Raw genomic sequence first — 26,987 nt, 5'->3', positions numbered from 1 at the left:
CAACTGCTGCACGACGGTCGTTCTGTGAGTTTTATTGAACTTTCACACGGGCGCTGGTCATGCCGCCAGAGAATAAGAACGACGGGAGAAAAGCTTGTTCTTGACGCGGTATGCGAACGCCAGTGCGGTGGGGAACGGGCGGCGCATGAAGGCAACCTTGCGGACATAATTGTCAACCCGCCATGTGGCCCATGTTCCGGCGCGGAAGTATGCGACGTCGCCAACGCGCAGAATGCTGACCGTGCCGTCTTCAGCCGTTACATGTACCTCACCTTCAAGGATGTAGACGGTTTCGTCCCAACCGAAGAACCAACGGAACTCACCCGCCGTGCAATCCCACATGGCCGTGCTGGAGGCGCGGTCACCGCTTCTGGAGTGGTCGGCTGCGCGCGCCTGCGGATTACCGGCGATGATCCATTCCGGATTAATGGGCGCAGACTGCAGCCGCAAATCCGTGCAGGATGCACTGACGACTGCGTCATCTTTTCCCTGCCGCAAATAGGCTGGCAGCAGTGGTACCGTGCGGATCGCCATCGTTGCGGCAGCGGCAAACATCATTTTGAAGGACATATCAGAAAACCCCCGTAAAATATTGGAGGTGTTCTATCAGCGGGACCGTAACGAACCGGTTTGAGCAATCGGCGCAATTTTAATGATTGCGCCGATTTTTACTTGTTATCAGGCCATCTGCAATTGGGCGTGCGAGGACGATGCCTGCTCGCTCGTGCGGTTCAGACGTTTACCGGTTTCGGACGAGAAGAAATGCAGCTTCTCTGGTGCAATCGACAGCGGCAGCGTGGCGGGAACGTCGATATCCGGCGGGAAAACGACCGTCAGTGTCTGGTCCCCGATCGTGCCGTGAACGAGACGCTGGGAGCCCAGTTCCTCAATGTAGTCGACCCGCAGGGAAAAGCCCTGTTCGCCGTCTGCAGCCAAACGGAAGTCCTCGGCGCGCATGCCGACCGTCACCGGACCCGAGGCGGGCGAAAAGCCATTGAGTGAAAGCAGCGACGGACCGATTGCCAGGCAATCGCCATGCAGTTCACCCTTCAACAGGTTCATGGCAGGCGAACCGATGAAACTCGCGACAAAGGTCGACGCAGGCGTGTGATAAACCTCGAGCGGTGAGCCGATCTGCTCGATGCGGCCAGCATTCAGAACGACCAGGCGGTCCGCAAGCGTCATGGCCTCAAGCTGATCGTGGGTTACATAAATTGACGTTGTGCCGAGACGCTTCTGCAGGCGCTTGATCTCACCGCGCATGGAAACGCGAAGCTTGGCATCAAGGTTGGAAAGCGGCTCATCGAACAGGAACGCTGCGGGCTTGCGTACGATGGCGCGACCCATGGCGACGCGCTGACGCTGGCCACCCGACAGAGCGCGCGGTTTGCGCTCAAGATAAGGTTCAAGCTGCAGCATGCGGGCAGCCTCGGCAACGCGAGCGTCGATTTCCGCCTTGGGTGTCTTGCGGTTTTTCAGACCGTATTCGAGGTTTTCGCGTACGGACATGTGCGGATAAAGCGCGTAGTTCTGGAAGACCATGGCGATGTCGCGATCGGCCGGATCGACAGTGTTAACCGCACGATCGCCAATCTTCACCGTGCCTTCGGAAATGTCCTCAAGGCCGGCGACCATGCGCAGCAGCGTGGATTTCCCGCAACCGGACGGGCCGACAAGCACGATGAACTCACCGTCGGCAATGTCGATGTCGACATGATGGACGGCACGCACGCCGCCTGCGTAGTCCTTGCAGACCTGACTGATTTCAATGGAAGCCATTTCTGATTCCTTTACTTGTCGCTTTCGGTGAGGCCCTTGATGAACCAGCGCTGGAAGATGACGACGATCAGCACCGGCGGCAGCATGGCCAGAACGGCGAGCGCGAAAGCTTCGTTATAATCGGGGATTTGCGAACCGACCCAGACCTGCAGGATCGACTTGATGCCACGCATCAGGGTGAAGAAGCTCTCATCCGTCGTCATCAGCATGGGCCAGAGATACTGGTTCCATCCGTAGACGAACATGATGATGAAGATTGCCGCCATCATCGTCCGTGACAGGGGCACAAGTACGTCGATGAAGAACTTCACCGGGCCGGCGCCGTCGATGCGGGCAGCCTCGAGAAGCTCTTCCGGAACAGACTTGAAGAACTGACGGAAGTAGAACGTGCCGGTCGCCGATGCCAGAAGCGGTACAATGAGGCCGGTGTAAGAGTTCAGAAGTCCGAGTTTGCTCATCACTTCATAGGACGGCATGATGCGCACTTCGAGCGGCAGCAGCAGCGTCGTGAAGATGATCCAGAAGGCAAGCGTTGCAAACCGGAAGCGGAAATAGACGATGGCGTAAGCGGCAGTCATGGACAGTACGATCTTGCCGACAGCAAAACCGATGCCGAGGATCAGCGAGTTCATTACCATGCTGAGACCGGTGATCTGGCCGGTGAAGCCGCCCTTCTGGGTCAGCACCTTTTCATAGGTGCCGACCATGTTGTCTCCGGGAACGATCATCAGGCCGTTTCGGTGAATTTCTGCGGCCTCATGGGTCGACGTCATGAACGCGACGATCACCGGAACGATCAGAAAGAGCGCGCCAAGAATGAGGATCAGGTGGTCGAGGGGTTTTGTCTTGTGCATTGGTCTATGTCCCCGCGATCACGTGTAGTGGATGCGCTTCTCGAGGAAGCGGAACTGGATGATGGTGAGCACGAAAACGACCAGCATCAGAATGACCGACTGGGCAGATGAACTGCCGATGTCGTTGCCGCGGAAGCCGTCCATGAAGACCTTGTAGACAAGCGTGATCGGGTTGTTGGCCGGCTTGTCCTTCACCATCACGTCGATCACGCCAAAGGTGTCGAAAAGCGCGTAGGTGATGTTGATGATCAGCAGGAAGAAGGCTGTCGGCGCAAGGAGCGGCAGGGTGACCGTCCAGAAACGGCGAAAACCGGATCGGCAGTCGATCGTGGCTGCTTCGCGCACGGAAACCGGAACGCCCTGAAGGCCAGACAGGAAGAAGATGAAATTGTAGGGTATCTGCTTCCAGACAGCGACGACGATCATGGCGAAAGCGGTGTCGTAATAATTCAGACCGACGCGCATGTCCCAACCGAACCAGGACGCCAGTTTCACAAAGGGACCGATATGCTGGTCGAAGAACATCATGCCGATCAGGCCGGCGACCGGTGGAGCGATCGCATAAACAGAGATCAGCAAGGTCTTGTAGGTCGAGCTGCCGCGGATGACCGCATCGGCCTTGACCGCGAGCAGCAGCCCCAGCGCAAGCGAAAAGAAGGTAACAAGCACGGTGAAGACAACCGTGAACTTGGCGATACCAAGATATTCAGGGCTGAACATCACGTCCCAATAGTTGCTCATGCCAACGAAGGTCGAGCCGAAACCAAAGGGGTCTTCGATGTAGAACGAAGACTGCACCGCCTGAACGGACGGCCAGTAGAAGAAGATGAAGATCACCGCGAGTTGCGGCGCCAGGAAAAGATAAGGAACGTAGGACGACGAGAACTGGACACGCTTGGCGCCAGCCTGCTCGACCGGCGCTTTCTTGGCGCCCGCTGACAAACCGGGGATAAACCGGCTCAAACGAGGTTGTGAAGGAGTATAGGCCACGCGCGGTCCCCTATCGAGAATGGGACCCCCTTCGTGTGAAGGAGGCCCCTGTTGGTTTCACAGTCCGTAAGGGCTTATCAGCCAGCGGTCTTTGCGAAGCGCGCGAGAAGTTCGTTGCCTTCCTTCTCGATGGTTTCGAAGCCCTGCTTCACAGTGGTTTCACCAGCGAAAATGCGATTGTATTCGCGCTCCATGATCGAGCGGATCTGCGGGTAGAAGCCAAGGCGGTAACCCTTGGACCATTCGCCGCCGGGCAGCATCAGCTGCTTGATGCCAACTTCGGCAACAGGCTCCTTCTCATAGTAGCCTTCCTTCTTGGCCAGCTCGTAGGCGGCTTCGGTGATGGCGACGTAACCGGTTGCCTGGTGGTAGAACTTCTGGATCTCAGGCGAGGTCAGGAACTGGAAGAAGTCGGCAACGCACTTGTTTTCCGCATCAGACTTGCCAGACATTGCGAACAGAGCTGCACCACCGATGAAGGTGTTGGTGCCGGCACCCTTGATCGAGCTCCAGTAAGGCAGGAAATCAGCCGAGAACGGCATAGTTGCGGTCTTCTTCAGACCACCGAACGAACCGGACGAACCGATCCACATGGCAACCTTGCCTTCTTCAAACGGCTTCTGGTTGTCGTTCCAGCCTGCGCCGTAATAACCGAAGTAACCTTCATCCTTCCAGGTCTTCAGCTTTTCGAACATCATGACGAGGTTCGGGTCGGTCAGCTTCATCTCGGTGCCGGCAACGCTGTCGTAACCGTTGTTGTTCGTGGCGAACTGCAGGTTCTGGCGCGAGAAGAAGTTTTCAGTGAACTGCCATGTGAGCTGCGAAGCGGTAAGCGCGGTGTAGCCGGCTTCCTTCAGCTTCGGCGCGATGGTTTCAAACTCTTCCCAGGTCTTTGGAACCGAAACGCCCGCCTTCTTGAAGGCTTCCTGGTTGACGTACATGATCGGCGCGGACGAGTTAAACGGCATGCCGACGAACTTGCCATCAGCAGCAGCGTAGAAATAACGAACGCCGTTGATGAAGGCGTCACGTTCAAACTTGTAACCAGCCTTGTTGATCAGGTCTTCCGCCGGAATGACGGCGCCCTTGGCGTTGATGATGGTGGCAGCGCCAGCATCAAAGACCTGAAGGATGTTCGGCTGTTCGCCAGAACGGAAAGCAGCGATGCCGCTTGCGAGCGCTTCTTCGTAAGAGCCCTTGGAAACCGGCGTCAGCGCGCACTCTTTCTGGGCTTCATTGAATTTCTGCGAAACTTCGTTGATGACTTCGCCGTTACGACCGCCCATGCCGTGCCACCAGGTAATGTTGGTAGCAGCCATGGAAGACGTTGCGGATACACTGACGGCCATCACAGCCATGGAAAATTTCTTGATCATCTTTTCGATCCTCTACCGCCCGTGGTTGGGTGAGGATGCGAATAGGCTTGTTCCGTGACGGGACTTTTACAGTTTTATTGCAGATTTGTTACACACCACCATGACGTGATGCGTTCGTTCGGCAAAAGCACGAAATGCGGCTGCTCAGGCAATTTTGTGCTGAACCGCACGCGCTGGATTACCAACTACGGTTGTAGCTGGCGCGACGTTCCTCGTGACCACGGAACCGGCACCGACGATGGCACCATCACCGATGGTAACGCCGGCTAAGATGATGGCGCCGCCGCCGATCCAGACATCCTTGCCAATGGTCACCGGCTTGGCGATCTCGATGCCTTTCGATCGCAAAACCGTATCCTTGTGGTGTTCTGCACAATAGACCTGCACGCCCGGTCCAAGCATGGAACCGTCGCCAATATGTACGGGTGCAGAATCGAGAATCGCGCAGCCGGCGTTCAGATAGATGTTCTCGCCAAGGGTAATATTGAAACCATAGCTGCAATGAAAAGGCGCTTCGATGAACGCACTTGCCGAAGCGGAGGAAAAAAGCGAGTGCAGCAACGGCGCCATTGAGGCGCGCTCATCCGGTGGCATCGTATTATGCTGATGAACAGCGCGGCGAGCCATTTTTCGCAAAGCGTCGAGCTCATCGTCCAGACAAGAATACCATTCGCCAGCAGCCATTTTTTCCCGTTCACCGGACATGGTGTTTCCTCTTAAAACGCATCGACAAAGTGTCTCGGCAGGCGGCGCGGCATGACGGCAACGATATCGAACCGCACGGAAAGCTCGCTAAAATCCTTGCGACGGGACAGCCAGATATCGGCAGCGGCACGAATGCGCTGCTGTGAATGCCAGCCGACCGCGTCGACGGCGCCATTGACCGAGCGCCTCGCCTTGACCTCAATGATGGCAACGACATTTTTCTTGCGCGCAACGAGATCGATTTCTCCGAGACGCGTTCGGTAACGAATGGCGAGAATGCGGTAACCCTTGAGCATGAGATAAAGAGCCGCCCAGTATTCGGCGGTGTGGCCACGCCGTTCAGCGCGCCGTCTTTTCCTCTCAAGCGGCTCACTTGCCATCAGCATCCTTCATATCAAGAAGCCGCTGGTAAAGCTCCTTGCGCGGAAGGCCCGTAAGCTTTGCCGCCTCGCCGGCGGCCTTGGCGGCGGGCATGGTGGAAACCAGATCCTTCAGCAGCTTTTCGACATCCTCGATATCTGGAATTTCGTCGTAGGAAGGAGGCTCGATGAGCAGCACGATTTCGCCCTTCACAGCGCGACCATCATGATAATAGTCGGCCAGCTCACCCAATGTGCCGCGTCGGAATTCCTCGAAGGTTTTGGTCAGTTCGCGACACACGACCGCGCGGCGATCCCGACCCAGCACCTCCGAGGCAACTTTCACCGTTGCGGCAATGCGATGTGGCGATTCAAAGAAGATCAGCGTCGCAGGGATCTTTGCCAGTTCCGAAAAACGGTCCCGCTTGCCACGATCCTTGACGGGCAGAAAACCTGCAAACAGAAAGGCATCACTTGGCATGCCCGACCCGACGAGGGCGGCGAGCGGTGCCGATGCACCCGGAATTGGAACGACGCGATGCCCTGCTTCAAGGGCCAGTTGACCAAGACGATATCCAGGGTCGGATACCAGCGGCGTTCCTGCATCGGAAACGAGCGCCACCGATTTTCCAGCTTCAAGCGCTGCAATCAGCTTTGGCCCGGCTTCCTGCGCATTGTGCTCATGATAGGCGATGGGACGCGTACGAATGCCGTAACGCTCCAGGAGAACGCGGGTAACGCGGGTATCCTCACAGGCCAGAACATCGGCCGACGCCAGGGTCTCCAACGCGCGCAAGGTAATGTCGCCAAGATTTCCGATCGGCGTGGCAACCAGATAGAGCGCGGATTCAATTGGCCGCGCCGGAACAGTTGCCGTCCCTATCCTGAAACTCTTCGCAGCACTGTTGCTACCGCTGTGGGATACGTCTTCCGTCACACGCCATTCCAATCCTTGGTATTTTCAACCCTTTATGGGGAATAGAAAACCGGCGAACAAGGCCCAAGAGCCACCCTAACCTGTGGATCGAGCTGTATAGCACCAAAATGAAACGTTGCGGGCTCACTCGCCTCTTGCATTTTCGACAATAACTCTGCCATTTTGCCCGTCCACATCATCCGGCTTCCCGGCCGGACATGACTCTTTTTGCCGATCCGGCGGCGGCCGGGTCGCAACGGTTGAAAGCGGTAGCGTCCATGCGTATTACTCTTGAGCGGTCCAACCTTCTGAAATCGCTGAACCACGTCCACCGGGTCGTCGAGCGTCGCAATACGATTCCGATCCTCTCCAACGTGCTTTTGCGCGCTTCCGGCGCCAATCTCGACATGAAGGCGACGGACCTCGATCTGGAAATCACTGAAGCAACCCCTGCGATGGTCGAGCAGGCTGGCGCGACGACCGTTCCGGCACATCTGCTTTACGAAATCGTCCGCAAACTGCCAGATGGTTCCGAAGTGCTTCTGGCCACCAATCCGGACGGTTCGACCATGACTGTCGCTTCCGGTCGGTCGAAATTCTCGCTGCAATGCCTGCCGGAAGGCGACTTCCCCGATCTGACTGCCGGCACCTTCAGCCACACCTTCAAGCTGAAAGCGACCGATCTGAAGATGCTGATTGATCGCACCCAGTTTGCGATTTCCACCGAGGAAACGCGCTATTATCTGAATGGCATTTTCTTCCACACCATCGAAAGCAAGGGCGACCTGAAGCTGCGCGCCGTGGCGACGGACGGCCATCGTCTGGCGCGTGCCGACGTGGATGCTCCCTCCGGTTCGGAAGGCATGCCCGGCATCATCATTCCGCGCAAGACCGTTGGCGAATTGCAGAAGCTGGTCGACAATCCGGAAATCGAAGTCACGGTTGAAGTCTCCGACGCCAAGATCCGCCTTACCATCGGCTCGATCGTCATGACGTCGAAGCTGATCGACGGAACATTCCCTGACTATCAGCGCGTCATCCCGACGAACAACGACAAGGAAATGCGCGTCGATTGCCAGACCTTCGCTCAGGCTGTTGACCGTGTATCGACCATCTCGTCCGAACGCGGCCGCGCTGTAAAACTGGCCCTGACGGACGGTCAGTTGACGCTGACGGTGAACAACCCTGATTCGGGCAGCGCAACGGAAGAAGTCGCTGTCGGATATGAGCATGATTCGATGGAAATCGGCTTCAACGCCAAATATCTGCTCGACATCACGTCGCAGCTCTCCGGTGAAGACGCGATCTTCCTTCTGGCGGATGCGGGCTCACCGACGCTCGTTCGCGACACTGCCGGTGACGACGCACTCTATGTTTTGATGCCGATGCGCGTCTAAAACGACCAATTATCATCAAAATCGATCGCAAGCGCCGAAGACCACGTCTCCGGCGCTTTTTTATTTCGATTCGCGACTACACATCAGCGTGATCGAATTTTCCCAATTACGACATTTTGCCTTGTTTTTGCGGCAAATGGGGTCAACATTGCTGTGACCGTTTTTTGACAATGACCAAATCTGAGGGGACTATGGCTCTAAACCTGAAACAGCGCTTCGAAAGAAAATTTGAGGAAGAGATCCGGTTTTTCAAGGGGATGGTCAACCAGCCAAAGAAGGTCGGCGCTATTGTTCCAACCTCCTCGATCACCGCAAAGAAAATGGCGAGTGTCATCAACCCGCATTCGGGTCTGCCGGTTCTAGAACTCGGGCCGGGCACGGGCGTCATCACCAAAGCCATTCTGGCGCGCGGCATCAAGCCTGAAAACCTCACTGCAATTGAATATTCCAGCGACTTCTATCTGCAGCTTCTGAAGAGCTATCCTGGTGTGAACTTCGTCAACGGTGACGCCTTCGACCTCAACACAACGCTCGGCGCAGACAAAAGCCAGATGTTCGACTGTGTGATCTCAGCCGTACCGATGCTGAACTTTCCGATGGCGGCGCGCATCAAGCTTCTCGACGAGCTCCTGAACCGTATTCCCCACGGTCGCCCGGTCGTACAGATTTCCTATGGTCCGGTTTCCCCCATCGTGGCGCAACCCCACCTTTACCACATCCGCCATTTCGATTTTATCGTCCGCAATATTCCGCCTGCGCAATTGTGGACCTACACGCGCGCCTGACATATCGTCGGGCGCATGTTTGCGCTCTACATCACTCACCCTCAGGTCAAGATTGATCCCGACGTCCCCGTTCCCGAATGGGGACTGTCCGATCTCGGCGCAGAACGCGCCCTCAAGGCCAGCCGCCTGCCCTGGGCGCGACGACTTGGTTGTATCGTTTCAAGCGAGGAGACCAAGGCGATCGAAACGGCCCGCATCCTCGCAGAGGCGAGCGGCGCACCTGTCCAGACAGTTGCGGCCATGCACGAGAACGATCGTTCGGCCACTGGCTTCCTGCCGCCGCCGGCGTTCGAAAAGGCCGCAGACTGGTTTTTCGCGCATCCGACCGAAAGTTTCCACGGATGGGAGCGTGCGGTGGATGCGCAAAACCGCATCGTTGCCGCTGTCGACGCCATTCTTGCAGATCATCCACCGGAGATAGCGATCGCCTTTGTCGGCCACGGCGGCGTGGGAACGCTGCTGAAATGCCACCTCGCGCAGCAGCCGATCCGGCGCAACCACGATCAGCCGGCTGGCGGGGGCAATCTTTTCGGTTTTTCCCTTGCGGACAGGCGCATCACATGCGACTGGACGGCAATGGAAACATGGCAGGGATAAGATAATGACCGCACGCGAACGCTTGATCGTCGGGCTCGACGTTCCGACTGTAAAAGAGGCCGAAAACATCGTTTCGAAGATCGGCGACGAAGTCCTCTTCTACAAGATCGGTTATCAGCTCGTGTTTGCCGGCGGACTGGAATTTGCGCGCGATCTCGCTCAGAGCGGCAAGAAGATCTTTCTCGACATGAAGCTTCTCGACATCGACAACACCGTCGCATCGGGTGTGGAAAACATTGCCAAGATGGGCATGTCGATGCTGACCCTGCACGCTTACCCGAAAGCGATGCGCGCCGCCGTCAAGGCTGCGGAAGGCTCCGGCCTGTGCCTGCTTGGCGTTACGGTTCTGACCTCGATGGATGATGCGGACCTCACAGACGCCGGTTATGCATCGGATGCTCGTTCGCTCGTCCTTCGCCGTGCCCAGCAGGCGCGCGAAGCCGGAATGGGCGGCATCGTCTGTTCAGCCGAAGAATCCGGCGCCGTCCGTGAAATTCTCGGCCCTGATCTTGCAGTGGTTACACCCGGTATCCGTCCCGTCGGCGCTGACGCAGGCGATCAGAAGCGCGTGGTGACCCCTTATGATGCCATCAAGGCGGGCTCCAGCCATCTCGTCGTTGGCCGCCCGATCGTCAAAGCGGACGATCCGAAGGCAGCGGCCCGTGCCATTCTGGACGAAATGCTGCGCGCAAGCTTTCCGGCAAACAACTAAATCATAAGAGGGAGGAGACAAACATGGCCAAGGGATACTGGATCGCGCGCGTGGATGTCCGCGACGCTGAGCGGTACAAGGATTATGTATCGACGGCGAAGCCGGCATTCGAGCGCTTCGGAGCGAATTTCCTTGCTCGTGGTGGCTTTTCGACGGAACTGGAAGGCAAATCTCGCGCACGCAACGTCGTTATCGAGTTTCCTTCCGTGCAACACGCGGTCGATTGCTACAATTCGCCGGAATACCAGGCGGCTGCCAAAATCCGTCAGGAAATTGCCGACGCCGAATTTGTCGTTGTCGAAGGTATTTGACGACAATCAAACCGCTTGCCCAAAACAGCACAATTGCCTGCGACAACATGTCTTCACGAGCGCGCAGCTTTGAGCTAAGAGACAAAAAACGCTTTATCTACAGCCTCTGAGGAGCCTTCCCATGACCTTGGCCAACCTTCCACCTCTCGTCACCGTTTTTGGCGGTTCGGGTTTCGTCGGGCGGCATGTCGTGCGAATGCTGGCGAAGCGTGGCTACCGTATCCGTGTCGCAGTCCGCAGGCCGGATCTCGCGGGCTTCCTGCAGCCACTCGGCAATGTCGGCCAGATTTCTTTCGCACAGGCGAACCTGCGTTACCGTGACTCGGTTGTCAAAGCGATTGCGGACGCTGATCACGTCGTCAACTGCGTTGGCATTCTGGCTGAGAGTGGCCGCAACACCTTTGACGCCGTACAGGAATTCGGTGCCAAGACGATTGCCGAAGCCGCACGCGACGCCGGAGCAACCCTGACGCATATCTCTGCCATCGGTGCAGATGCCGGCTCCACGACGGGTTATGGTCGCACCAAGGGCCGCGCTGAGGCTGCTATCCTGTCCATCCTGCCCAGTGCCGTGATCCTGCGTCCATCGATCGTGTTCGGGCCTGAAGACGACTTCTTCAACAAATTTGCCAAGATGGCCCGTTCGTTGCCATTCCTGCCGCTGATCGGCGGTGGCAAAACGAAATTCCAGCCTGTCTACGTCGAAGACGTCGCGGAAGCTGTCGCCCGCAGTGTCGACGGCAAGCTGAAGCCCGGCGCGATCTACGAACTCGGTGGTCAGGACGTCATGACGTTCCGCGACTGTCTTGAGGCCGTTCTTTCGGCGACGTATCGTGAGCGTCCGTTCGTGAACCTGCCCTTTGGCGTTGCATCGCTGATCGGCAAGGTCGCCTCGCTTGTCCCGCTCATCGCACCGCCCTTGACCGCAGACCAAGTCACTATGCTGAAAAAGGACAATGTGGTCTCCGCAGACGCCGACAAGAATGGCCTGACGCTGGAAGGCATCGGCATTACGCCCGTTCGCGTCGCTTCGGTTCTGCCATCCTACATGGTTCAGTACCGGCAGCACGGCCAGTTCTCCAATGCCGGCAAAGCGGCCTGAAGCATCGCTTCAGGCGCAACCATTCCCTCTCTGGCGCGTTTGACCCTCCAATTGGAAGGGATGAATTGTCGTGTTCAAAAAACCGCCTACCGAATGCAAAAAAAACGATGAAAGCCGCCTGCGGCAAGGCAAGCGTGGCACAAGCGCAACTGTGGAAAATACTTCGCATTAACCCGGTATTCAGCAACCTGGTTTATTGATATTGGCCACAATCAAAGCATATTCCCGAACCCTCAACTTCACTGAACGCGGTGTGCTCCGCGCGAACAAATGTCTGAAAGGCAACAATAAAATGGGCAGATCTATCGCACTCTTTTTTGCGTGTGCGGCTTTGGTGGTTCTGGCGGGTTCTTTCATGGCGCCGGGTACGGTTGCAGCAGGTAAGAGCGGTTGTTCACCGGCATACGGCGTTGACCCTTGCGCAACGGCGTCGATCAAAACCAACTGATCGAATTCATGACGATTTGAAAAAAGCGCCGCCGGATATTCCGGGGCGCTTTTTTGATGGACGGATGGCAGGGTTGATGTTCAGCCGAACAGCAGCAACGCAATAAGCCCCAGCGTGCCGATGGCAATCCGCCACCAGGCAAAGGGTGCGAAACCGCGGCGCGAGACAAAATCCAGCAGCGAACGCACGACAAACAGGCCCGATACGAAGGCTGCGATAAAACCGACGGCAATCAACGCGCCGTCATCAAACGTCAGTGCGTCCCTGTTCTTGTAAAGATCGAGCACAAAGGCGCCGAGCATCGTCGGCATGGCAAGGAAGAACGAAAACTCTGCGGCCGAACGTTTATCTGTTCCCATCAACAGCGAGCCCACAATGGTGGCGCCGGAACGCGACGTTCCCGGAATCATTGCAAGGCACTGGAAAAGTCCAATCTTGAAGGCGAGCGAGGGCGGATAGTCCATGACATCTGTATATTTCGGTTTGATGGGCATGCGATCGACAGCAAGAAGGATGATCCCACCGAGGATCAGCACAATGCAGATAAGCATCGGAGTTTCAAACAGCACCGACTTGATGAAATCATGCGCGATGGCGCCGATAACGGCTGCAGGCAGGAAAGCGAGCAGCACGGCCAACACGAACCGACGCGCCTTCTGACTTGTCGGCAACGATAGAGCGATCGACACAAGCTTTTGAAAATACACCAGAAGAATGGCGAGGATCGCGCCGAGCTGGATCAGCACTGCAAAGGTATTGCCGGGTGACTTGAAGCCGAGAAAGTGACCGGCGAGCAGGACATGCGCCGTTGAGGAAACGGGAATGAACTCCGTCAGACCTTCGATTATCCCCAGTAGAAGCGCACTGATGATCGATTGGTCGCCCATGAGATCTCCTTGATTTTCAGGAAGAGATGAGGATTGAAAGAAATTGCGTTAAACTTGTTTTAAAGTGCCCGCGCTTTTATAGCGTCTTGATGAAGCGAAACTGAAAATGTCTTCGGCGGACGCCGGACATGAACCCCAATCACAAATTCGAGTACCAATGCCAACTCTCTATCATTCTCCGATGTCGACCGCATCCCGGTTTGTTCGGCTGATCCTTGCGGAATACGGTTTCCAGACCGATCTCGTGGAGGAGCAACCATGGGAGAGACGTCGGGAGTTCCTGGCGCTCAATCCTGCCGGCACCCTGCCCGTCTATGTTGACGACAACATGCGTTCGCTCAGCGGCCCCTATGTGCTGGCCGAGTTTCTTGACGAAACGCATGGCGTGTTGAAGCGTGACAGGCGCCTTCTGGCGGAAGACCCATTCCAGCGCGCCGAAATCCGCCGCCTGACAGAGTGGTTTTTGCAGAAGATGGAAAACGACGTAACCAGACCATTGGTGCGCGAGCGCGTCTACAAGCTGCAGATGACGGCCGCTCAAGGCGGTGGTCCTCCGGATTCCAAACTGCTGCGCACCGCCCGCAACAATATCCGCCAGCACATCAAGTATCTGGAATGGCTGGCCGGCTCCCGGACCTGGCTTGCCGGTGATCGGCTGAGCTACGCGGATCTTGCAGCGGCATCGGCAGTGTCGGTTCTCGACTATCTGGGTGAGATCAACTGGCTCGAAGCACCGATCGCGAAAGAATGGTATCAGCGGGTAAAATCCCGTCCTTCTTTCCGTCAATTCCTGAGCGAACGCATTCCCCGGCTTGCTCCGTCCTCTCACTACGCCGACCTGGATTTCTGAGAGACAATCCTTTTCAGGCTCGATTGCTGCCGGTTAGCCACTATCTATAATCAGGGCACTACGGCCAGCGGGAGGCACGATCATCGACGTTGCGAGCGAGAAGCAGCGGTTACGCGCACGCAAGCTGACGGACTTCGTCCGTCAGGAAGCGCTTTCGCTTGGCTTCGATTTGTGCCGCATAACCACCCCGGACAGCATACCGCTTGCGCCAGACCGGCTGCGCGCATTTCTCGAAAGCGGCTACCACGGCACCATGGCGTGGATGGAGGAAACAGAGGCACGTCGCGCGACACCGAAGACGTTGTGGGGCGATGTTCGCTCCATCGTGATGTTCGGACTGAACTACGGACCCGATGAAGATCCACGCCCCATTTTGCAAAAACCCGATAAAGCCGCCATTTCGGTTTATGCCCGCAACCGCGATTACCACGATGTGATCAAGGGGCGGCTAAAGGAAATTGCCACCCGCTTTGCCGCGCGCGCCGGTGAAGACGTCAAAGTCTTCGTGGACACAGCGCCCGTGATGGAAAAACCGTTGGCGGCGGCAGCCGGTCTCGGCTGGCAAGGAAAGCATACCAACCTCGTCAGCCGTACACATGGCTCCTGGCTCTTTCTGGGTAGCATGTTCACCACCGCAGAACTCTGTCCGGATGAACCGGAGAAGGACCATTGCGGTTCATGCCGGGCCTGTCTGGACGCCTGCCCGACCAACGCGTTTCCCGCCCCCTATCAACTCGACGCGCGGCGGTGCATCTCCTACCTCACGATCGAACACAAAGGTCCGATCCCGCACGAATTCCGTCCGATGATCGGCAACCGCATCTACGGGTGCGACGACTGTCTTGCGGCCTGTCCCTGGAACAAGTTCGCAGCCAGCGCCTCGGAAATGAAACTTCAGGCGCGCGACGACCTGAAAGAACCCTCCATCGCGTTTCTCCTGACGCTGGACGATCCGACCTTCCGAAGCTTTTTCAGCGGATCGCCTGTCAAACGTATCGGGCGGAACCGCTTCGTGCGCAATGTCCTGATTGCTGCAGGCAATTCCGGCGACAGGCGATTTATGCCTCAATGCAGACAGCTTGCGGAAGACCCGTCACCGGACGTTCGCGGCATGGCAATCTGGGCACTGTCGCAGCTTATGGACAGGGCCGAATTCCATGCTTACGCTGCAACACGCGCCTCGGAGACAGATCCGGACGTGATGAATGAATGGCAGCAGGCAGAGGCGTGAACCATGCAAGTCATGATTTTCGGTGCAGGATATTCAGGCAAAGCGATTGCAGCCTCTCTGGAGCCTGACTCCGAACGCATCTACGGGACAACGCGCAGTCCCGAGAAATTCGCGAGCCTTTCGACGGCTGGAATGTGGCCACATCTCTTCGACGGTGAAACGCTCGGTGATGAACTGCTGAAGGCGATGCGCACGACCACTCATCTTTTTCAGTCAATCGCGCCAAAGAACGACGACGACCCGTTGTTGCGGCTGACCGAAGGGGATCTAAGGCGGTTTTTCCCGGAACTGAGATGGGTTGCGTATCTTTCAACTGTCGGCGTCTACGGCGACCACGACGGCGCCTGGGTCGATGAGGACAGCCCATGCCGACCCGTTTCAAGCCGGTCGGTGGAGAGACTGGCCGCAGAAAATGCCTGGTCGACCGCAGCTCTCAAAGCCAACCTACCTCTTGCCGTGCTGCGATTGTCCGGCATCTATGGGCCGAGCCGCAACGCTTTCGTCAATTTCGAAAAGGGTATTGCCCGGCGGCTGGTAAAAACCGGCCAGGTTTTCAACCGTATCCGTGTCGAGGATATCGGATCTGCCGGTGCTTTTTTGTTACGACGCAACGAGGATGGCATCTTCAATATCACCGATGACGAGCCGGCGCCGCCGCAGGATGTGGTGACCTATGCCGCGTCCCTGATGGGGAAAGAGCCACCGCCCGAACAAGCCTTCGAGACCGCTGAACTGACGCCGATGGCGCGTTCCTTCTATGGTGAGAACAAGCGCGTTTCGAATGGAAAACTTAGTGCGCTTGGCTTCGATTTCGAGTTTCCCAACTACCGAATGTCGCTCGAGCAACTCTGGCAAGACGGCGTTTGGCGGGGCTGAAATCGCGACCTTGAAAGCGATGAAAAATCCTTCCAAAGCCATTTTTCGGGATAGATTTCGTCGCATTTCTGCCTATTATGATTTTATTAACTAGGCGCGATTCGCTAAAATCGTAGCTATTAGAAAAATATTTCACTCACATTTCGTGAACTCGATTCACAAATTCGAGAGTAGCAACGCTATTCCGCTTTGGCGTTGATTCCGCGTTACTTTTTCCAGTTTTGCGCAAAACTTCATCCGCATGGGTTCTCCAAACGCGATCACGAATGTTACAAGCTGTAACAGTTCGTGATTGGAATTCAGCTTTTTTTCGCCATTTTTCCCTCGCCCTACAATCACGCATTCAAACGCGTTCAAGCCGCTCAATGGCTTTCAAGCAAGGGCAAATTCAATCGGCGCGGGGCCGAGTATCAGGGAAGCACAGTTTGTTGAACATCCGCCGTATAACTTTCACCGCTGCAACTATTGCCGTCTGTTCCATCATCGCGCCTCTTCAGGCGTCTGCGGCAAACGGTTGCGGGGGCGCATCGTGGTATGCGTTGAGCTCCAAGACTGCTTCGGGCGAGCGTATGAACGCTGCTCATCTTACCGCGGCACATCGTTCGCTGCGGTTCGGCACCAAGGTCAAGGTCACCAATGCCCGTAACGGCAAAGCCGTTGTCGTCCGCATCAATGATCGCGGACCGTTCATCAAGGGTCGTGTTCTCGACCTGTCCAAGGCAGCCGCCAATCATATCGGCATGATCAGTTCCGGTACGGCCAAGGTTTGCTACGAGATCGTTTCCGCCAAATGAGCCTTGCCCTCGCCGCCATTCGCGTCTACCAACCGGGCAACCAGCAAAAAGAGGTAGACAATGCGTTTAGGCGGACGTTTGGCCGGAGCCATCGAGGTATTGGCGGATATCGAGGGACGTAGACGCCCCGTGGCCGATGCCCTGAAGGATTGGGGCCTCGCGCATCGTTTTGCCGGGTCAGGTGACAGGGCCGCCATTGGCAACATCGTCTACGATGCCCTGCGCATGAAACTCTCCCACGCATGGCTGATGGAAGACGACAGCGCCAATGCGCTCGGTTATGCGGTCATGCTGCGACAATGGGGCAAATCACTCGAACAGCTTGCAGCGGAATTCGATGGCGACAAGTTCGCACCCGCCGCCCTGTCCGACGACGCCGTCAAGGCTTTCACCACGCGCGCGCTTACCGACGCCCCATTGCACATTCAGGGTGACATACCTGAATGGGTGCAGGCCTCTTTCGAGGTCGCTTTCGGGGAAAGATGGCTGGAGGAAGCAAAGGCGCTCAACGAACGCCCGACGCTCGACCTGCGCGCCAACACCTTGAAGGCAACACGCGAGAAGGTTTTGAAGGCGCTGGAGGAAAGCGGCGCCGAAGCGACACGGATCGCCCGCCAGGGTGTACGCATCGCTGCAGGCGAGGGCCCTTCCCGACTGCCAAATGTCACTGCGGAACTTTCCTTTCAAAAAGGCTGGTTCGAGGTTCAGGACGAAGGCTCCCAGATCGTGGCCGATCTGGCTGGCGCTCAAGAAGGCGAGCAGGTTCTTGATTATTGTGCAGGCGGTGGCGGCAAGACACTGGCCATGGCCGCCAGCATGAACAACAAGGGACAGGTGCATGCCTTCGATGCCGACCGCAAACGTCTGGCACCGATCATCGAACGTCTGAAGCGCGCCGGCACACGCAATGTGCAGGTGCATGACCGCGCGTCCGGCCTCGCTCCGTTCACTGAAAAGTTCGATCGTGTTCTGGTCGATGCGCCCTGCACCGGCACCGGAACCTGGCGCAGACGGCCCGACACGAAATGGCGGTTGACGCAGCGCAATCTTGAAGAACGTGTCGGCCAGCAGGCGGAAGCTTTGGATCAGGCAAAGGTGTTCGTACGGCCCGGTGGCGAGTTGCTTTATGTTACCTGTTCGGTCCTGCCAGAAGAAAACGAGCGGCAGGTCCGCCGCTTCTGCGATGAGAACCCGGAATTTTCCATGGGCTCTGCTGTTGCGCGCTGGACCAGTGTTTTCGGTGCTCAGGCGAGAAAGCCACATTCCGCCGACAACGAGACCGTTACGTTGACGCCTGCAACCACAGATACTGACGGGTTTTTCTTTAGCGTGATGAAACGCAAACAATAAAACGGTCTTTGCACGCACAGATTTTACTGGGCAAAATTTGCAGAAGCTTGTTTCCAAAGGTTCTAAACTAGAATGTTTGACACAAGTTTGTGATTGGTTCAGAACTCGCTTCCCGTAGCGTGATGCAATGTCACGTCTGCTGAAGGAGAGGGATCATGATCCGCAAAACCATATTTGGCGCATCCGCTGCGCTTTTGGCAGCATCCGCAGCGTTCACCGCGCTTCCAGCACGAGCGGCAACCGATGCCGCCGCCGTCGTGAAACATTACGCCGATGTCGCGCACGCGAAATACGAAGATTCACTCATCACGGCCAAGGCACTGGACAAGGCAATCGATGCCCTGATCGCCAGCCCGAGCGATGAAACTCTGAAGGCGGCACGTACGGCATGGATCAAGGCACGCGTGCCTTACCAGCAATCCGAGGTTTATCGCTTCGGCAACCCGATCGTTGACGAATGGGAAGGCAAGGTCAACGCTTGGCCGCTGGATGAAGGTCTCATCGACTACGTCGACGGCTCTTACGGCACCGAAAGCGATGAAAACGAACTTTACGTCGCAAACATCATCGCCAACAAGACGATCAAGATCGGCGGCGAAGAGGTTGACGCGACCAAGATCACGCCGGAACTGATTGAAAGCCTGAGCGAAGCGGGCGATGTGGAAGCCAATGTAACGACCGGTTACCACGCCATCGAATTCCTGCTGTGGGGCCAGGATCTGAATGGCACCGGACCGGGTGCGGGCAACCGTCCCTATACCGATTACGACAAGGCCAAATGCACCAATGGCAATTGCGATCGCCGTGCCGAATACCTGAAATCCGCCTCTACGCTGCTGGTCAAGGATCTGCAGGACATGGTGGACGCGTGGGCGCCTGAGGGTGAGGCCACCAAGACGATCGAAGCTGATCCCAAGGCTGGCCTGACTGCCATTCTGACGGGTATGGGTTCGCTGTCCTACGGTGAACTCGCGGGCGAGCGCATGAAACTCGGCCTTCTGCTGCACGATCCGGAAGAAGAGCACGATTGCTTCTCCGACAACACATACAACTCGCATCTTTACGATGCTGTCGGGATCGCGTCGGCCTATACGGGCGAATACACCCGCGCTGATGGTACCAAGATGACCGGCGCCTCCCTTTCCGAACTGGTTGGCGCGAAGGACAAGGCGCTGAACGACGAAATGACGTCGAAGCTCAACAAGACACTCGACGCCATGCATGCCATGGAAAAGCGCGCCCAGACCGTTGAAGCCTACGATCAGATGATCGGCGAAGGCAACAAGGAGGGCAACGCTGCTGTCCAGGCCGCCATTGACGGCCTTCTCGACCAGACGAAAACCATCGAGCGGGTGATCGCCGCACTTGATCTCGGCAAGATCGAACTCGAAGGCTCCGACAGCCTCGACAATCCGAATACCGTCTTCAAGTAAGATATGAGGGGTCGTGGTCTTCCACGGCCCCTTTTTGCCTTCTCATGTTTTTTGTGCTGCCGCCGATCCGCAAGCCACTTATTTTTGCCGGGGTCGCATGCCTTGCGGCATCGGTGACGCTTGCCTCGCCTCTGCGCGACGATCTAACGGAAAAAGATCGGCAGCGCGTTCTGGCTGTCACAGAGCCAGCCGCAGATTTTTCAAAACCCGAAGCCTTCGAAGCCATGTCAGCCGGGGCTGCGACGAGTAAGTCCAAACCCGGAACCGGTGCCTTTTCTCACCCTTCCGCCAACATGTCCTCCGAGAGGGTACAGGATTTCAGGCTCGGGAACGCGCTCTTCCAGAAGCTCTGGGTCTCCTCCCCCTCGTCGACACAAGCGTCTGATGGGCTGGGACCGCTTTTCAATGCACGCTCCTGCCAGACGTGTCACGTCAAGGACGGCAGAGGTCGCCCCCCACTTGCTGGTGAGGATGCCGTATCGATGTTCCTGCGGCTGGCACGTCCGGCCCGCAACGAGGCAGAACGACAGGCCATCGCCAGCCACGAGATCCTGAATTTTCCCGATGCGACCTATGGCGCACAGCTACAAAACCTTGCCATTCCAGGTCTGAAAGCCGAAGGCAAGCTGGCAGTCAGCTATACGGAGCAGCCCGTCCTTCTCGGCGACGGCGAGACCGTTACGCTGCGCAAGCCTCTCTATAGCATAGCAGAGCCACAATATGGTCCTCTCGGAGAGGACACGACACTGTCGGCGCGCATTGCCATGCCGACGCTTGGTCTCGGACTGATCGAAGCAATTTCTGAGGCGGATATCATCGCCCTTGCCGATCCGAACGACGCCAACGGCGACGGCATTTCTGGCAAGGCAGCGTGGGTACGGGATCACCGAAGCGGCGAAGTCAAACTTGGTCGTTTCGGCTGGAAGGCGCAAAATGCCAGTGTCCGCGACCAGAGTTCGAGTGCTTTTTCACACGACATCGGCATCTCCACGCCGGATGCCGAGAACGCCTATGGCGATTGCACCGAGGCACAGACAGACTGTCTCGCCACGCCGACCGGCGTGCAGCCACGGCTCGGCTCTTCAGAAGCGCCCGATCCGGTGCTTGATCTTGTGACTTTTTATACCGAAAATCTTGCCGTGCCGCAGCGCCGCAATGTTGGCGAACCGAGCGTATTGCGTGGAAAGGAAATGTTTTACGCAGCCGGCTGCACTGCCTGTCACACGCCGAAATTCGTCACCCGGCGGGATGCCAGGAATGATCTTCATTCCTTCCAGCTCATCTGGCCCTACTCCGACTTTCTGTTGCACGACATGGGCGAGGGTCTCGCCGATGGTCAGCAGGTCGGCGACGCAAACGGCAGGGAGTGGCGAACCCAGCCGCTTTGGGGTATCGGCCTGACGCAGGTTGTCAACGGAAACGGCTTTTACCTCCACGACGGGCGCGCGCGCAGCCTGATGGAAGCGATCTTATGGCATGGCGGCGAGGCCGAAAAAGCCCGCAATGCCTTTGCCACCTTGCCAAAATCCGACCGGCAGGCTTTGCTGGCCTTTCTGGAGTCCCTTTGATGAACACCAAAATGCGAAAACTGCCCGGCCTTCTTTCCCTGTTGATGGTGCTGATCGCCCTGCCCGCCAAGGCGCAGGACGTGGAATTGATGCCACCGCCGCCGCTCAACCCCGCCCAGGTTCGAGGCGTGCTTGAAAAGGCCGTGAACGGCTTCATCCGCCCCGGTTATGACCGCTTCCAGGTCTCGGCCGAAACGTTGCAAAGCAAGATGATGGCTTTCTGCGCGGCACCTTCGCCTGAGACTGAGGCAGCAGCAAAAGACGCTTTTGTGGATACGGTGCAGAAATGGTCCACCATCGAGATCGTGCGTGTTGGTCCGGTCATCGAGCAAAACCGTTTTGAGCGGGTGCTCTACTATCCAGATAAAAAGGGACTTGGGCTGAAACAGGTGCAAGGCTACCTCGCCAGCAAGGACGAAAGTGTCACGACCACAAATGGCCTGAAGGGTAAAAGCGTTGCGGCACAGGGACTGGGAGCACTGGAATTCGTACTTTACGGTACCAATGCCGACGAGCTCCAGGGGAAAGCGGGCGATTTTCGTTGCCGCTATGGCATAGCGATTGCCGGCAACATCGCCAATGTCGCCAAGGAACTCACCGGCCTTTGGAATGCGCCCGATGGCGCCGCTCAACACTGGACGCAACCCGGACCTGATAATCCCGTGTTCCGTGACGAACGAGAGGCTTTGGTCGCCCTGCTCGGCATTCTCGTGCACGGTTCCGAGGCCATTCGCGACCAGCGAATTGAAACTTTTTATAAGGGGCCAGACAAGGCGGACTTCCCACGGACGGCAATTTACCGCCGTTCAGGCCTGACCTGGAAAAGCATCTCCACCAATATCGCCGCGGTTCAGGGTCTGCTTCATACGGCTGATATGACCGATCTCCTGCCACCAGACCAACGTTCTATCGTAAGTTCCATCGATTTCCTCGCCAAGTCGATGATCCGCGTTGCCGGCGGCATTGAGCCCGATATCGAAAAGGCACTCGACAACAAGGAGCAGCGCACCAAGGTGGATTACCTGCTATTGAACGGCAAGGATCTGATCTACCGCCTCAACGACCAGTATGGTGGTGCAATCGGTCTGAGTTCCGGTTTCTCCTTTGCAGACGGGGACTGATGATGCCAGGCGGTGTTCGCACGCTGATTGACCGGCGAAGCTTCATGAAAGCGGCGGGTCTGCCGTTTCTGGCGACCCTTGCTCCCCGTTCGCTTTTCGCCCTCGAGCGGACCGATGCAGTCTTCGCCTCGGCTTTTCGTGGTGCCGATGGTGGCTATGGTATTGCAACCGTCAGCGAAGCAGGACAGATCATCGACCGGGTCACGTTACCGGCACGAGCGCATGGAATGGCGGTCAGCCGGGTATCGGGCACCGTGGTGGCTTTTGCCCGGCGGCCGGGCACCTTCTTCATGGCTCTTGATCCGGTCGGTGGCCGAGAACCCATTGTGGTGCACACTCCGGACAACCGTCATTTCTACGGCCATGGACAATTCTCGCCTGACGGTACGATCCTCTATGCCAGCGAAAACGACTTCGATGGCAATCGCGGCGTCATCGGGCTTTACGACGCGCGTGACAGCTTCCGTCGTATTGGCGAATATGACGCGCACGGTATCGGCACCCACGACATGACGGTGAGCGACGATGGCACGATGATCGTCATCGCGAACGGCGGCATCGAAACCCATCCCGACTTTGGCCGTACCAAGCTCAATGTCGATCGTATGGAACCATCGCTGGTGTTGCTGGATGCTGCCACCGGACAGCTCGTTCAAAAACACACCATGCCGCAAAAGCTGCAACAGCTTTCCACCCGCCATGTCGATCTGGATGGCGACGGGCGCATCTGGTTTGCTTGCCAATATGAAGGACCGCGCAACGACCTGCCACCTCTGGTCGGGTATTTTTCGAAAGGCGAAGACGTCACCTTCATGGATCTCCCCGAAGAGACGACGTTGCGTCTGGCGAACTATGTCGGTGCGATTGCCGTCAACAGGAAAGCTGGCGTTGTCGGGCTGACCTCTCCCAATGGCAATTCGGCTGTAGAACTCGATGCAAAAACCGGTCAGGTCATTTCCGAAACGACAGTTCGGGACGCTGCGGGCGTGGCACCTTCAGCAAAAAGCGTTGCCGTATCGTCTTATGACGGACTTTTCGAAACAACCCGCAGCAACGTTGCATGGGACCAGCATATCATACGTATATCCCGCTAAAATGTTGAAAAACAACGGGAACAAAAGATCACTCAGGACATTGTAGGCGTCATGAAGAACCTGTCCATCTATATTGTTTTCGTTGTTGTCGTCGTGGCCATCGGTGCGCTCATCGGCATCAACAACATCCCCGGCGATTGGTATCAGTCGCTGCAAAAACCGCCCTTCAATCCACCCAACTGGATTTTCGGACCTGTCTGGACAACGCTTTACGTGCTGATTGGCATTGCCGGTGCACGAATGTGGATCTTGCGACCGACGGGCACCCGCATGCGGCTTTGGTTCACGCAAATGGCGCTGAACTTTCTTTGGTCGCCGATCTTCTTTGGCATGCAGAGCCCGATTGGAGCGCTTGTCATCATCGTGCCGATGCTGATCTGCAGCATCGCCTTCATCGTCCTCAACTACAGCCGTGACCGCATTTCAATGTGGCTTTTCGTCCCCTATGCCGTTTGGGTGTCTTTCGCGACCTTGCTGAATTTGAGCATCACCCTGTTAAACTAAATCCGGGAACTCCCCTTGCCTTGTCCATCACCACGCGCCATGTCTGTCTAAGGACAGGATAGAGCGGACAGGCGGGGCATGGAGATCACCGATCCGGGCGATTTTCGTCAGAGGATAGAAAAAAGCTTTGCACGGCAGGGCGTTGTGCAGGCCATCGATGCATCGATTGCTCGTATCGAGCATCGCCTGGTGGAAATAGAACTTCCCTTTCACGAAAAACTGACGCAGCAGCATGGTATATTGCACGCGGGCGTGATTGCTGCCGGTCTCGATACGGCCTGCACCTACGCCGCCTATACGATCATTGAACCTGAAGCCTCATTGCTGACTATCGAGTTCAAGGTCAACCTGATGTCGCCTGGACGTGGCGAGCGCTTTCTGTTCCGCGGCGAAATCATCAAACCGGGAAGCAATCTTATTGTCGCGGATGGACGCGCCTATGCAATTTCCGATGGCCCGGCCAAACTGATCGCCTCGATGACCGGAACCATGATGGTCATGAAGGGCCGCGAGGATATCACCGGATGAGCTACAGTCTCCAGCATGTCGCCGGCAAATCCGTTCTTTTCGTCATGGCTGCGCCTGCCGAATATGGCCCGCACCTGCAGGCCCGCATGTCGCCGCTGATGATCGGTGTGGGACCTGTCGAGGCTGCGATTTCGGTTACGGCCGTCCTGACTGGACTTGATGCCGCCGACCATCTGCCGGACCTCGTTGTATCCCTCGGTTCGGCCGGATCGAAGACGCTTGAGCAAACATCAGTCTATCAGGTTGCTTCGGTTTCGTGGCGCGACATGGACGCATCCGCTTTCGGTTTTGAAAAAGGAAGAACACCTTTTCTCGATCTGCCGGCGGAGATTGCCCTTCCCCTGCGCATACCCGGCATACCCGAGGCACGGCTCTCGACCGGTGGAAATGTCGTTTCAGGCGCAGCCTATGATCTCATCGATGCGGACATGGTGGAGATGGAAACCTATGCTGTGCTACGCGCCTGTCAGCGCTTCGGGGTTCCGTTGATCGGTCTGCGTGGCATTTCCGATGGCAAGGCAGACGTGAACCACATCGACGACTGAACCGAGTATCTGCATATCATCGATGAAAAGCTGGCGGAGAGCATCGACAAGCTCAGCCTCGCGATCAAAGACGGTGCGATCGCGCTCTGACGCCTTGCGCAACCGCATATTTTCTGGCTTTTCAGGGCAACTGACGGGTTGCCTAAAGCCCCGGTTTTCTTTAAAGGCTCGCCATGACCCAGATAGCCCATCCCGACAGCATTCTCATCATCGATTTCGGCAGCCAGGTGACGCAGCTTATTGCGCGCCGTGTACGCGAAGCCGGCGTCTATTGTGAAATTCACCCGTTCCAGAACGCAGCGGAAGCTTTTGAGAAGTTGCAGCCGAAAGGCGTGATCTTCTCCGGCGGCCCGGCATCGGTAACGGCTGAAGGCAGCCCCCGCGCACCGCAGGCGGTATTTGATGCCGGCATTCCGATCCTCGGCATCTGCTACGGCCAGCAGACACTCTGCACCCAGCTTGGCGGTGTCGTGGAAGGTGGTCACGCCGCAGAATTCGGTCGCGCCGACATCGACATCAAGAAGGCAAGCCCGCTGTTCGAAGGTTTCTGGGACGTGGGTGGCAGCTATCCGGTATGGATGAGCCATGGCGACCGCGTTACGCAACTTCCGGAAGGCTTCGAAGTAGCCGCGACCTCCGAAAATGCGCCTTTTGCTATCGCCGTCAACGAAGAGCGTCGCTATTACACCACCATGTTCCATCCGGAAGTGGTGCATACGCCTGACGGGGCAAAGCTTCTTTCCAACTTCGTGCACAAGATCGTCGGGCTGAAGTCCGATTGGACCATGTCCGCCTATCGCGCCGAAATGATCCGCAAGATCCGCGAACAGGTTGGCACTGAGCGTGTGATCTGCGGCCTCTCCGGCGGCGTGGATTCCTCGGTTGCAGCCGTCCTCATCCATGAGGCGATCGGTGACCAGTTGACCTGCATCTATGTCGACCACGGCTTGATGCGTATGGCCGAAAGCGAACAGGTCGTTGGCATGTTCCGCGATCACTATAACATTCCGCTGGTGCACGTCGACGCCTCCGACCTCTTCCTCACGGAATTGGCGGGCGTTTCCGATCCGGAAGTAAAGCGCAAGACCATCGGCCGCCTGTTCATTGAAGTCTTTGAGGCCGAAGCTGCAAAGATCGCTGCTGACGGCAAGGGGGCTCCGAGCTTCCTGGCACAGGGCACGCTTTACCCTGACGTTATCGAAAGCGTTTCCTTCTCCGGCGGTCCATCGGTGACGATCAAGAGCCACCACAATGTCGGCGGCTTGCCGGAACGCATGAACATGAAGCTGGTGGAGCCGCTTCGCGAGCTGTTCAAGGATGAGGTTCGTGCACTTGGCCGGGAACTCGGCCTGCCGGACAGCTTCATCGGCCGCCATCCCTTCCCTGGTCCGGGTCTGGCGATCCGCTGCCCCGGCGCCGTAACGCGCGAAAAGCTCGACATCCTGCGCAAGGCAGATGCCATCTACCTCGATGAAATCCGCAAGGCCGGTCTCTACGACACCATCTGGCAGGCTTTCGCCGTGCTGCTGCCGGTACAGACCGTGGGCGTCATGGGCGACTACCGTACCTATGATTTCGTCTGCGCCCTGCGCGCTGTCACGTCGGTGGACGGCATGACGGCAGATTTCTACCCTTACGACATGAACTTCCTTGGTCGCGCGGCAACCCGCATCATCAACGAAGTGAAGGGCATCAACCGCGTCGTCTACGACGTCACCTCGAAGCCGCCAGGTACCATCGAGTGGGAATAGGCAGAAGGCGGAGTTTTCTCCGCTTTTGTTCTCTTTTTGTTCTTTAAATTTCTGTCGCCGGATGATATTATGACGACCTTGGCATGAAGCCACGGAGCATCGTCATGGTTTACCTATCGAGCGA

Annotated in this window: 28 protein-coding genes; 19 read left to right on the top strand and 9 right to left on the bottom strand. The window is 57.0% G+C overall.

Features of this window, described 5'->3' with window-relative positions; genetic code table 11:
• Positions 1-57: 57 nt before the first annotated feature.
• From FY156_16450 to rsmI, 8 genes are all read right to left on the bottom strand, one after another.
• Positions 58-570, bottom strand: coding sequence for a cupin domain-containing protein (locus FY156_16450; protein UXS02947.1), 513 nt, complete (start codon positions 568-570; stop codon positions 58-60).
• A 108-nt stretch (positions 571-678) separates the two neighbouring features.
• Entirely contained in the window at positions 679-1,779 is a 1,101-nt protein-coding gene (locus FY156_16445) for a sn-glycerol-3-phosphate import ATP-binding protein UgpC (GenBank protein ID UXS02946.1), read from the bottom strand.
• 11 nt (positions 1,780-1,790) lie between these two features.
• The gene (gene ugpE, locus FY156_16440) at positions 1,791-2,633 is read right to left on the bottom strand and encodes a sn-glycerol-3-phosphate ABC transporter permease UgpE (protein ID UXS02945.1); all 843 of its coding nucleotides are present in this window, start codon (positions 2,631-2,633) and stop codon (positions 1,791-1,793) included.
• Between the two features lie 18 nt (positions 2,634-2,651).
• Positions 2,652-3,623: an ABC transporter permease subunit gene (locus tag FY156_16435; protein ID UXS02944.1), complete on the bottom strand. Its 972-nt coding sequence runs from the start codon at positions 3,621-3,623 to the stop codon at positions 2,652-2,654.
• Between the two features lie 77 nt (positions 3,624-3,700).
• Positions 3,701-4,999: an extracellular solute-binding protein gene (locus FY156_16430; protein UXS02943.1), complete on the bottom strand. Its 1,299-nt coding sequence runs from the start codon at positions 4,997-4,999 to the stop codon at positions 3,701-3,703.
• Positions 5,000-5,143: 144 nt separating this feature from the next.
• Positions 5,144-5,704, bottom strand: a complete 561-nt coding sequence (locus FY156_16425; protein UXS02942.1) for a sugar O-acetyltransferase — start codon at positions 5,702-5,704, stop codon at positions 5,144-5,146.
• Between the two features lie 11 nt (positions 5,705-5,715).
• On the bottom strand, positions 5,716-6,084 hold the full coding sequence (locus tag FY156_16420; GenBank protein ID UXS02941.1) for a YraN family protein: 369 nt from the start codon (positions 6,082-6,084) through the stop codon (positions 5,716-5,718).
• Positions 6,074-7,012, bottom strand: a complete 939-nt coding sequence (rsmI, locus tag FY156_16415; GenBank protein UXS02940.1) for a 16S rRNA (cytidine(1402)-2'-O)-methyltransferase — start codon at positions 7,010-7,012, stop codon at positions 6,074-6,076. The genes FY156_16420 and rsmI overlap by 11 nt, the downstream gene beginning before the upstream one ends.
• Before the next feature lie 245 nt (positions 7,013-7,257).
• Between rsmI and FY156_16410 the strand changes: the two genes are divergently transcribed.
• The 6 genes from FY156_16410 to FY156_16385 all read left to right on the top strand — a co-directional run bounded on the left by FY156_16410 (position 7,258) and on the right by FY156_16385 (position 11,883).
• Positions 7,258-8,376: a DNA polymerase III subunit beta gene (locus FY156_16410; protein UXS02939.1), complete on the top strand. Its 1,119-nt coding sequence runs from the start codon at positions 7,258-7,260 to the stop codon at positions 8,374-8,376.
• Positions 8,377-8,567: 191 nt separating this feature from the next.
• Positions 8,568-9,161, top strand: a complete 594-nt coding sequence (locus FY156_16405) for a methyltransferase domain-containing protein (protein ID UXS02938.1) — start codon at positions 8,568-8,570, stop codon at positions 9,159-9,161.
• A 15-nt stretch (positions 9,162-9,176) separates the two neighbouring features.
• Entirely contained in the window at positions 9,177-9,758 is a 582-nt protein-coding gene (locus tag FY156_16400) for a histidine phosphatase family protein (protein ID UXS02937.1), read from the top strand.
• A 4-nt stretch (positions 9,759-9,762) separates the two neighbouring features.
• Positions 9,763-10,470, top strand: coding sequence for an orotidine-5'-phosphate decarboxylase (gene pyrF, locus FY156_16395; GenBank protein ID UXS02936.1), 708 nt, complete (start codon positions 9,763-9,765; stop codon positions 10,468-10,470).
• Between the two features lie 23 nt (positions 10,471-10,493).
• Positions 10,494-10,781, top strand: coding sequence for a DUF1330 domain-containing protein (locus tag FY156_16390; protein ID UXS02935.1), 288 nt, complete (start codon positions 10,494-10,496; stop codon positions 10,779-10,781).
• A 121-nt stretch (positions 10,782-10,902) separates the two neighbouring features.
• Entirely contained in the window at positions 10,903-11,883 is a 981-nt protein-coding gene (locus FY156_16385) for a complex I NDUFA9 subunit family protein (protein ID UXS02934.1), read from the top strand.
• A gap of 528 nt (positions 11,884-12,411) precedes the next feature.
• Here FY156_16385 and FY156_16380 read toward each other — a convergent pair.
• Positions 12,412-13,218 carry an undecaprenyl-diphosphate phosphatase gene (locus FY156_16380; protein UXS02933.1) on the bottom strand — a complete coding sequence of 269 codons (807 nt, stop codon included), beginning with the start codon at positions 13,216-13,218 and terminating at the stop codon, positions 12,412-12,414.
• Between the two features lie 157 nt (positions 13,219-13,375).
• Here FY156_16380 and FY156_16375 point away from each other — a divergent pair, with 157 nt between their 5' ends.
• The 13 genes from FY156_16375 (at position 13,376) to guaA (ending at position 26,863) form a co-directional block, all read left to right on the top strand.
• On the top strand, positions 13,376-14,068 hold the full coding sequence (locus FY156_16375; protein UXS02932.1) for a glutathione S-transferase family protein: 693 nt from the start codon (positions 13,376-13,378) through the stop codon (positions 14,066-14,068).
• An 82-nt stretch (positions 14,069-14,150) separates the two neighbouring features.
• Positions 14,151-15,299 (top strand): tRNA epoxyqueuosine(34) reductase QueG, encoded by a 1,149-nt coding sequence (gene queG / locus FY156_16370; protein UXS03184.1) that lies wholly within the window; start codon positions 14,151-14,153, stop codon positions 15,297-15,299.
• A gap of 3 nt (positions 15,300-15,302) precedes the next feature.
• On the top strand, positions 15,303-16,175 hold the full coding sequence (locus FY156_16365) for an SDR family oxidoreductase (protein ID UXS02931.1): 873 nt from the start codon (positions 15,303-15,305) through the stop codon (positions 16,173-16,175).
• Between the two features lie 425 nt (positions 16,176-16,600).
• On the top strand, positions 16,601-16,969 hold the full coding sequence (locus tag FY156_16360; GenBank protein ID UXS02930.1) for a septal ring lytic transglycosylase RlpA family protein: 369 nt from the start codon (positions 16,601-16,603) through the stop codon (positions 16,967-16,969).
• A gap of 60 nt (positions 16,970-17,029) precedes the next feature.
• On the top strand, positions 17,030-18,319 hold the full coding sequence (locus FY156_16355; protein ID UXS02929.1) for an RsmB/NOP family class I SAM-dependent RNA methyltransferase: 1,290 nt from the start codon (positions 17,030-17,032) through the stop codon (positions 18,317-18,319).
• Positions 18,320-18,474: 155 nt separating this feature from the next.
• Positions 18,475-19,752 carry a peptidase gene (locus FY156_16350; GenBank protein ID UXS02928.1) on the top strand — a complete coding sequence of 426 codons (1,278 nt, stop codon included), beginning with the start codon at positions 18,475-18,477 and terminating at the stop codon, positions 19,750-19,752.
• A gap of 44 nt (positions 19,753-19,796) precedes the next feature.
• The gene (locus FY156_16345; GenBank protein UXS02927.1) at positions 19,797-21,320 is read left to right on the top strand and encodes a c-type cytochrome; all 1,524 of its coding nucleotides are present in this window, start codon (positions 19,797-19,799) and stop codon (positions 21,318-21,320) included.
• The gene (locus FY156_16340) at positions 21,320-22,441 is read left to right on the top strand and encodes a hypothetical protein (GenBank protein UXS02926.1); all 1,122 of its coding nucleotides are present in this window, start codon (positions 21,320-21,322) and stop codon (positions 22,439-22,441) included. Before FY156_16345 ends, FY156_16340 begins: the two co-directional genes overlap by 1 nt.
• Complete coding sequence (locus FY156_16335) at positions 22,441-23,535, top strand: DUF1513 domain-containing protein (protein ID UXS02925.1); 1,095 nt, start codon at positions 22,441-22,443, stop codon at positions 23,533-23,535. Before FY156_16340 ends, FY156_16335 begins: the two co-directional genes overlap by 1 nt.
• A 51-nt stretch (positions 23,536-23,586) precedes the next feature.
• Entirely contained in the window at positions 23,587-24,039 is a 453-nt protein-coding gene (locus tag FY156_16330) for a tryptophan-rich sensory protein (GenBank protein ID UXS02924.1), read from the top strand.
• A 78-nt stretch (positions 24,040-24,117) separates the two neighbouring features.
• The gene (locus FY156_16325) at positions 24,118-24,567 is read left to right on the top strand and encodes a PaaI family thioesterase (protein UXS02923.1); all 450 of its coding nucleotides are present in this window, start codon (positions 24,118-24,120) and stop codon (positions 24,565-24,567) included.
• Positions 24,564-25,112 carry a 5'-methylthioadenosine/S-adenosylhomocysteine nucleosidase gene (locus tag FY156_16320; GenBank protein UXS02922.1) on the top strand — a complete coding sequence of 183 codons (549 nt, stop codon included), beginning with the start codon at positions 24,564-24,566 and terminating at the stop codon, positions 25,110-25,112. The genes FY156_16325 and FY156_16320 overlap by 4 nt, the downstream gene beginning before the upstream one ends.
• 173 nt (positions 25,113-25,285) lie before the next feature.
• Positions 25,286-26,863, top strand: coding sequence for a glutamine-hydrolyzing GMP synthase (gene guaA, locus FY156_16315; protein ID UXS02921.1), 1,578 nt, complete (start codon positions 25,286-25,288; stop codon positions 26,861-26,863).
• The last annotated feature ends 124 nt before the right edge of the window (positions 26,864-26,987 follow it).

This window comes from Agrobacterium tumefaciens, assembly GCA_025559845.1.
Lineage (GTDB): Bacteria > Pseudomonadota > Alphaproteobacteria > Rhizobiales > Rhizobiaceae > Agrobacterium.
The sequence above is the reverse complement of the archived record's forward strand: the minus strand, read 5'-3'. Positions and strand labels throughout refer to the sequence as shown.

Excerpts from the sequence above, each read along its gene's own strand:
- FY156_16450 (UXS02947.1), bottom strand. The coding sequence starts at position 570 with ATGTCCTTCAAAATGATGTTTGCCGCTGCCGCAACGATGGCGATCCGC.
- FY156_16445 (UXS02946.1), bottom strand. The coding sequence starts at position 1,779 with ATGGCTTCCATTGAAATCAGTCAGGTCTGCAAGGACTACGCAGGCGGC.
- ugpE (UXS02945.1), bottom strand. The coding sequence starts at position 2,633 with ATGCACAAGACAAAACCCCTCGACCACCTGATCCTCATTCTTGGCGCG.
- FY156_16430 (UXS02943.1), bottom strand. The coding sequence starts at position 4,999 with ATGATCAAGAAATTTTCCATGGCTGTGATGGCCGTCAGTGTATCCGCA.
- FY156_16425 (UXS02942.1), bottom strand. The coding sequence starts at position 5,704 with ATGTCCGGTGAACGGGAAAAAATGGCTGCTGGCGAATGGTATTCTTGT.
- FY156_16420 (UXS02941.1), bottom strand. The coding sequence starts at position 6,084 with ATGGCAAGTGAGCCGCTTGAGAGGAAAAGACGGCGCGCTGAACGGCGT.
- FY156_16410 (UXS02939.1), top strand. The coding sequence starts at position 7,258 with ATGCGTATTACTCTTGAGCGGTCCAACCTTCTGAAATCGCTGAACCAC.
- FY156_16405 (UXS02938.1), top strand. The coding sequence starts at position 8,568 with ATGGCTCTAAACCTGAAACAGCGCTTCGAAAGAAAATTTGAGGAAGAG.
- FY156_16400 (UXS02937.1), top strand. The coding sequence starts at position 9,177 with ATGTTTGCGCTCTACATCACTCACCCTCAGGTCAAGATTGATCCCGAC.
- pyrF (UXS02936.1), top strand. The coding sequence starts at position 9,763 with ATGACCGCACGCGAACGCTTGATCGTCGGGCTCGACGTTCCGACTGTA.
- FY156_16390 (UXS02935.1), top strand. The coding sequence starts at position 10,494 with ATGGCCAAGGGATACTGGATCGCGCGCGTGGATGTCCGCGACGCTGAG.
- FY156_16385 (UXS02934.1), top strand. The coding sequence starts at position 10,903 with ATGACCTTGGCCAACCTTCCACCTCTCGTCACCGTTTTTGGCGGTTCG.
- FY156_16380 (UXS02933.1), bottom strand. The coding sequence starts at position 13,218 with ATGGGCGACCAATCGATCATCAGTGCGCTTCTACTGGGGATAATCGAA.
- FY156_16375 (UXS02932.1), top strand. The coding sequence starts at position 13,376 with ATGCCAACTCTCTATCATTCTCCGATGTCGACCGCATCCCGGTTTGTT.
- FY156_16365 (UXS02931.1), top strand. The coding sequence starts at position 15,303 with ATGCAAGTCATGATTTTCGGTGCAGGATATTCAGGCAAAGCGATTGCA.
- FY156_16355 (UXS02929.1), top strand. The coding sequence starts at position 17,030 with ATGCGTTTAGGCGGACGTTTGGCCGGAGCCATCGAGGTATTGGCGGAT.
- FY156_16350 (UXS02928.1), top strand. The coding sequence starts at position 18,475 with ATGATCCGCAAAACCATATTTGGCGCATCCGCTGCGCTTTTGGCAGCA.
- FY156_16345 (UXS02927.1), top strand. The coding sequence starts at position 19,797 with ATGTTTTTTGTGCTGCCGCCGATCCGCAAGCCACTTATTTTTGCCGGG.
- FY156_16340 (UXS02926.1), top strand. The coding sequence starts at position 21,320 with ATGAACACCAAAATGCGAAAACTGCCCGGCCTTCTTTCCCTGTTGATG.
- FY156_16335 (UXS02925.1), top strand. The coding sequence starts at position 22,441 with ATGATGCCAGGCGGTGTTCGCACGCTGATTGACCGGCGAAGCTTCATG.
- FY156_16330 (UXS02924.1), top strand. The coding sequence starts at position 23,587 with ATGAAGAACCTGTCCATCTATATTGTTTTCGTTGTTGTCGTCGTGGCC.
- FY156_16325 (UXS02923.1), top strand. The coding sequence starts at position 24,118 with ATGGAGATCACCGATCCGGGCGATTTTCGTCAGAGGATAGAAAAAAGC.
- FY156_16320 (UXS02922.1), top strand. The coding sequence starts at position 24,564 with ATGAGCTACAGTCTCCAGCATGTCGCCGGCAAATCCGTTCTTTTCGTC.
- guaA (UXS02921.1), top strand. The coding sequence starts at position 25,286 with ATGACCCAGATAGCCCATCCCGACAGCATTCTCATCATCGATTTCGGC.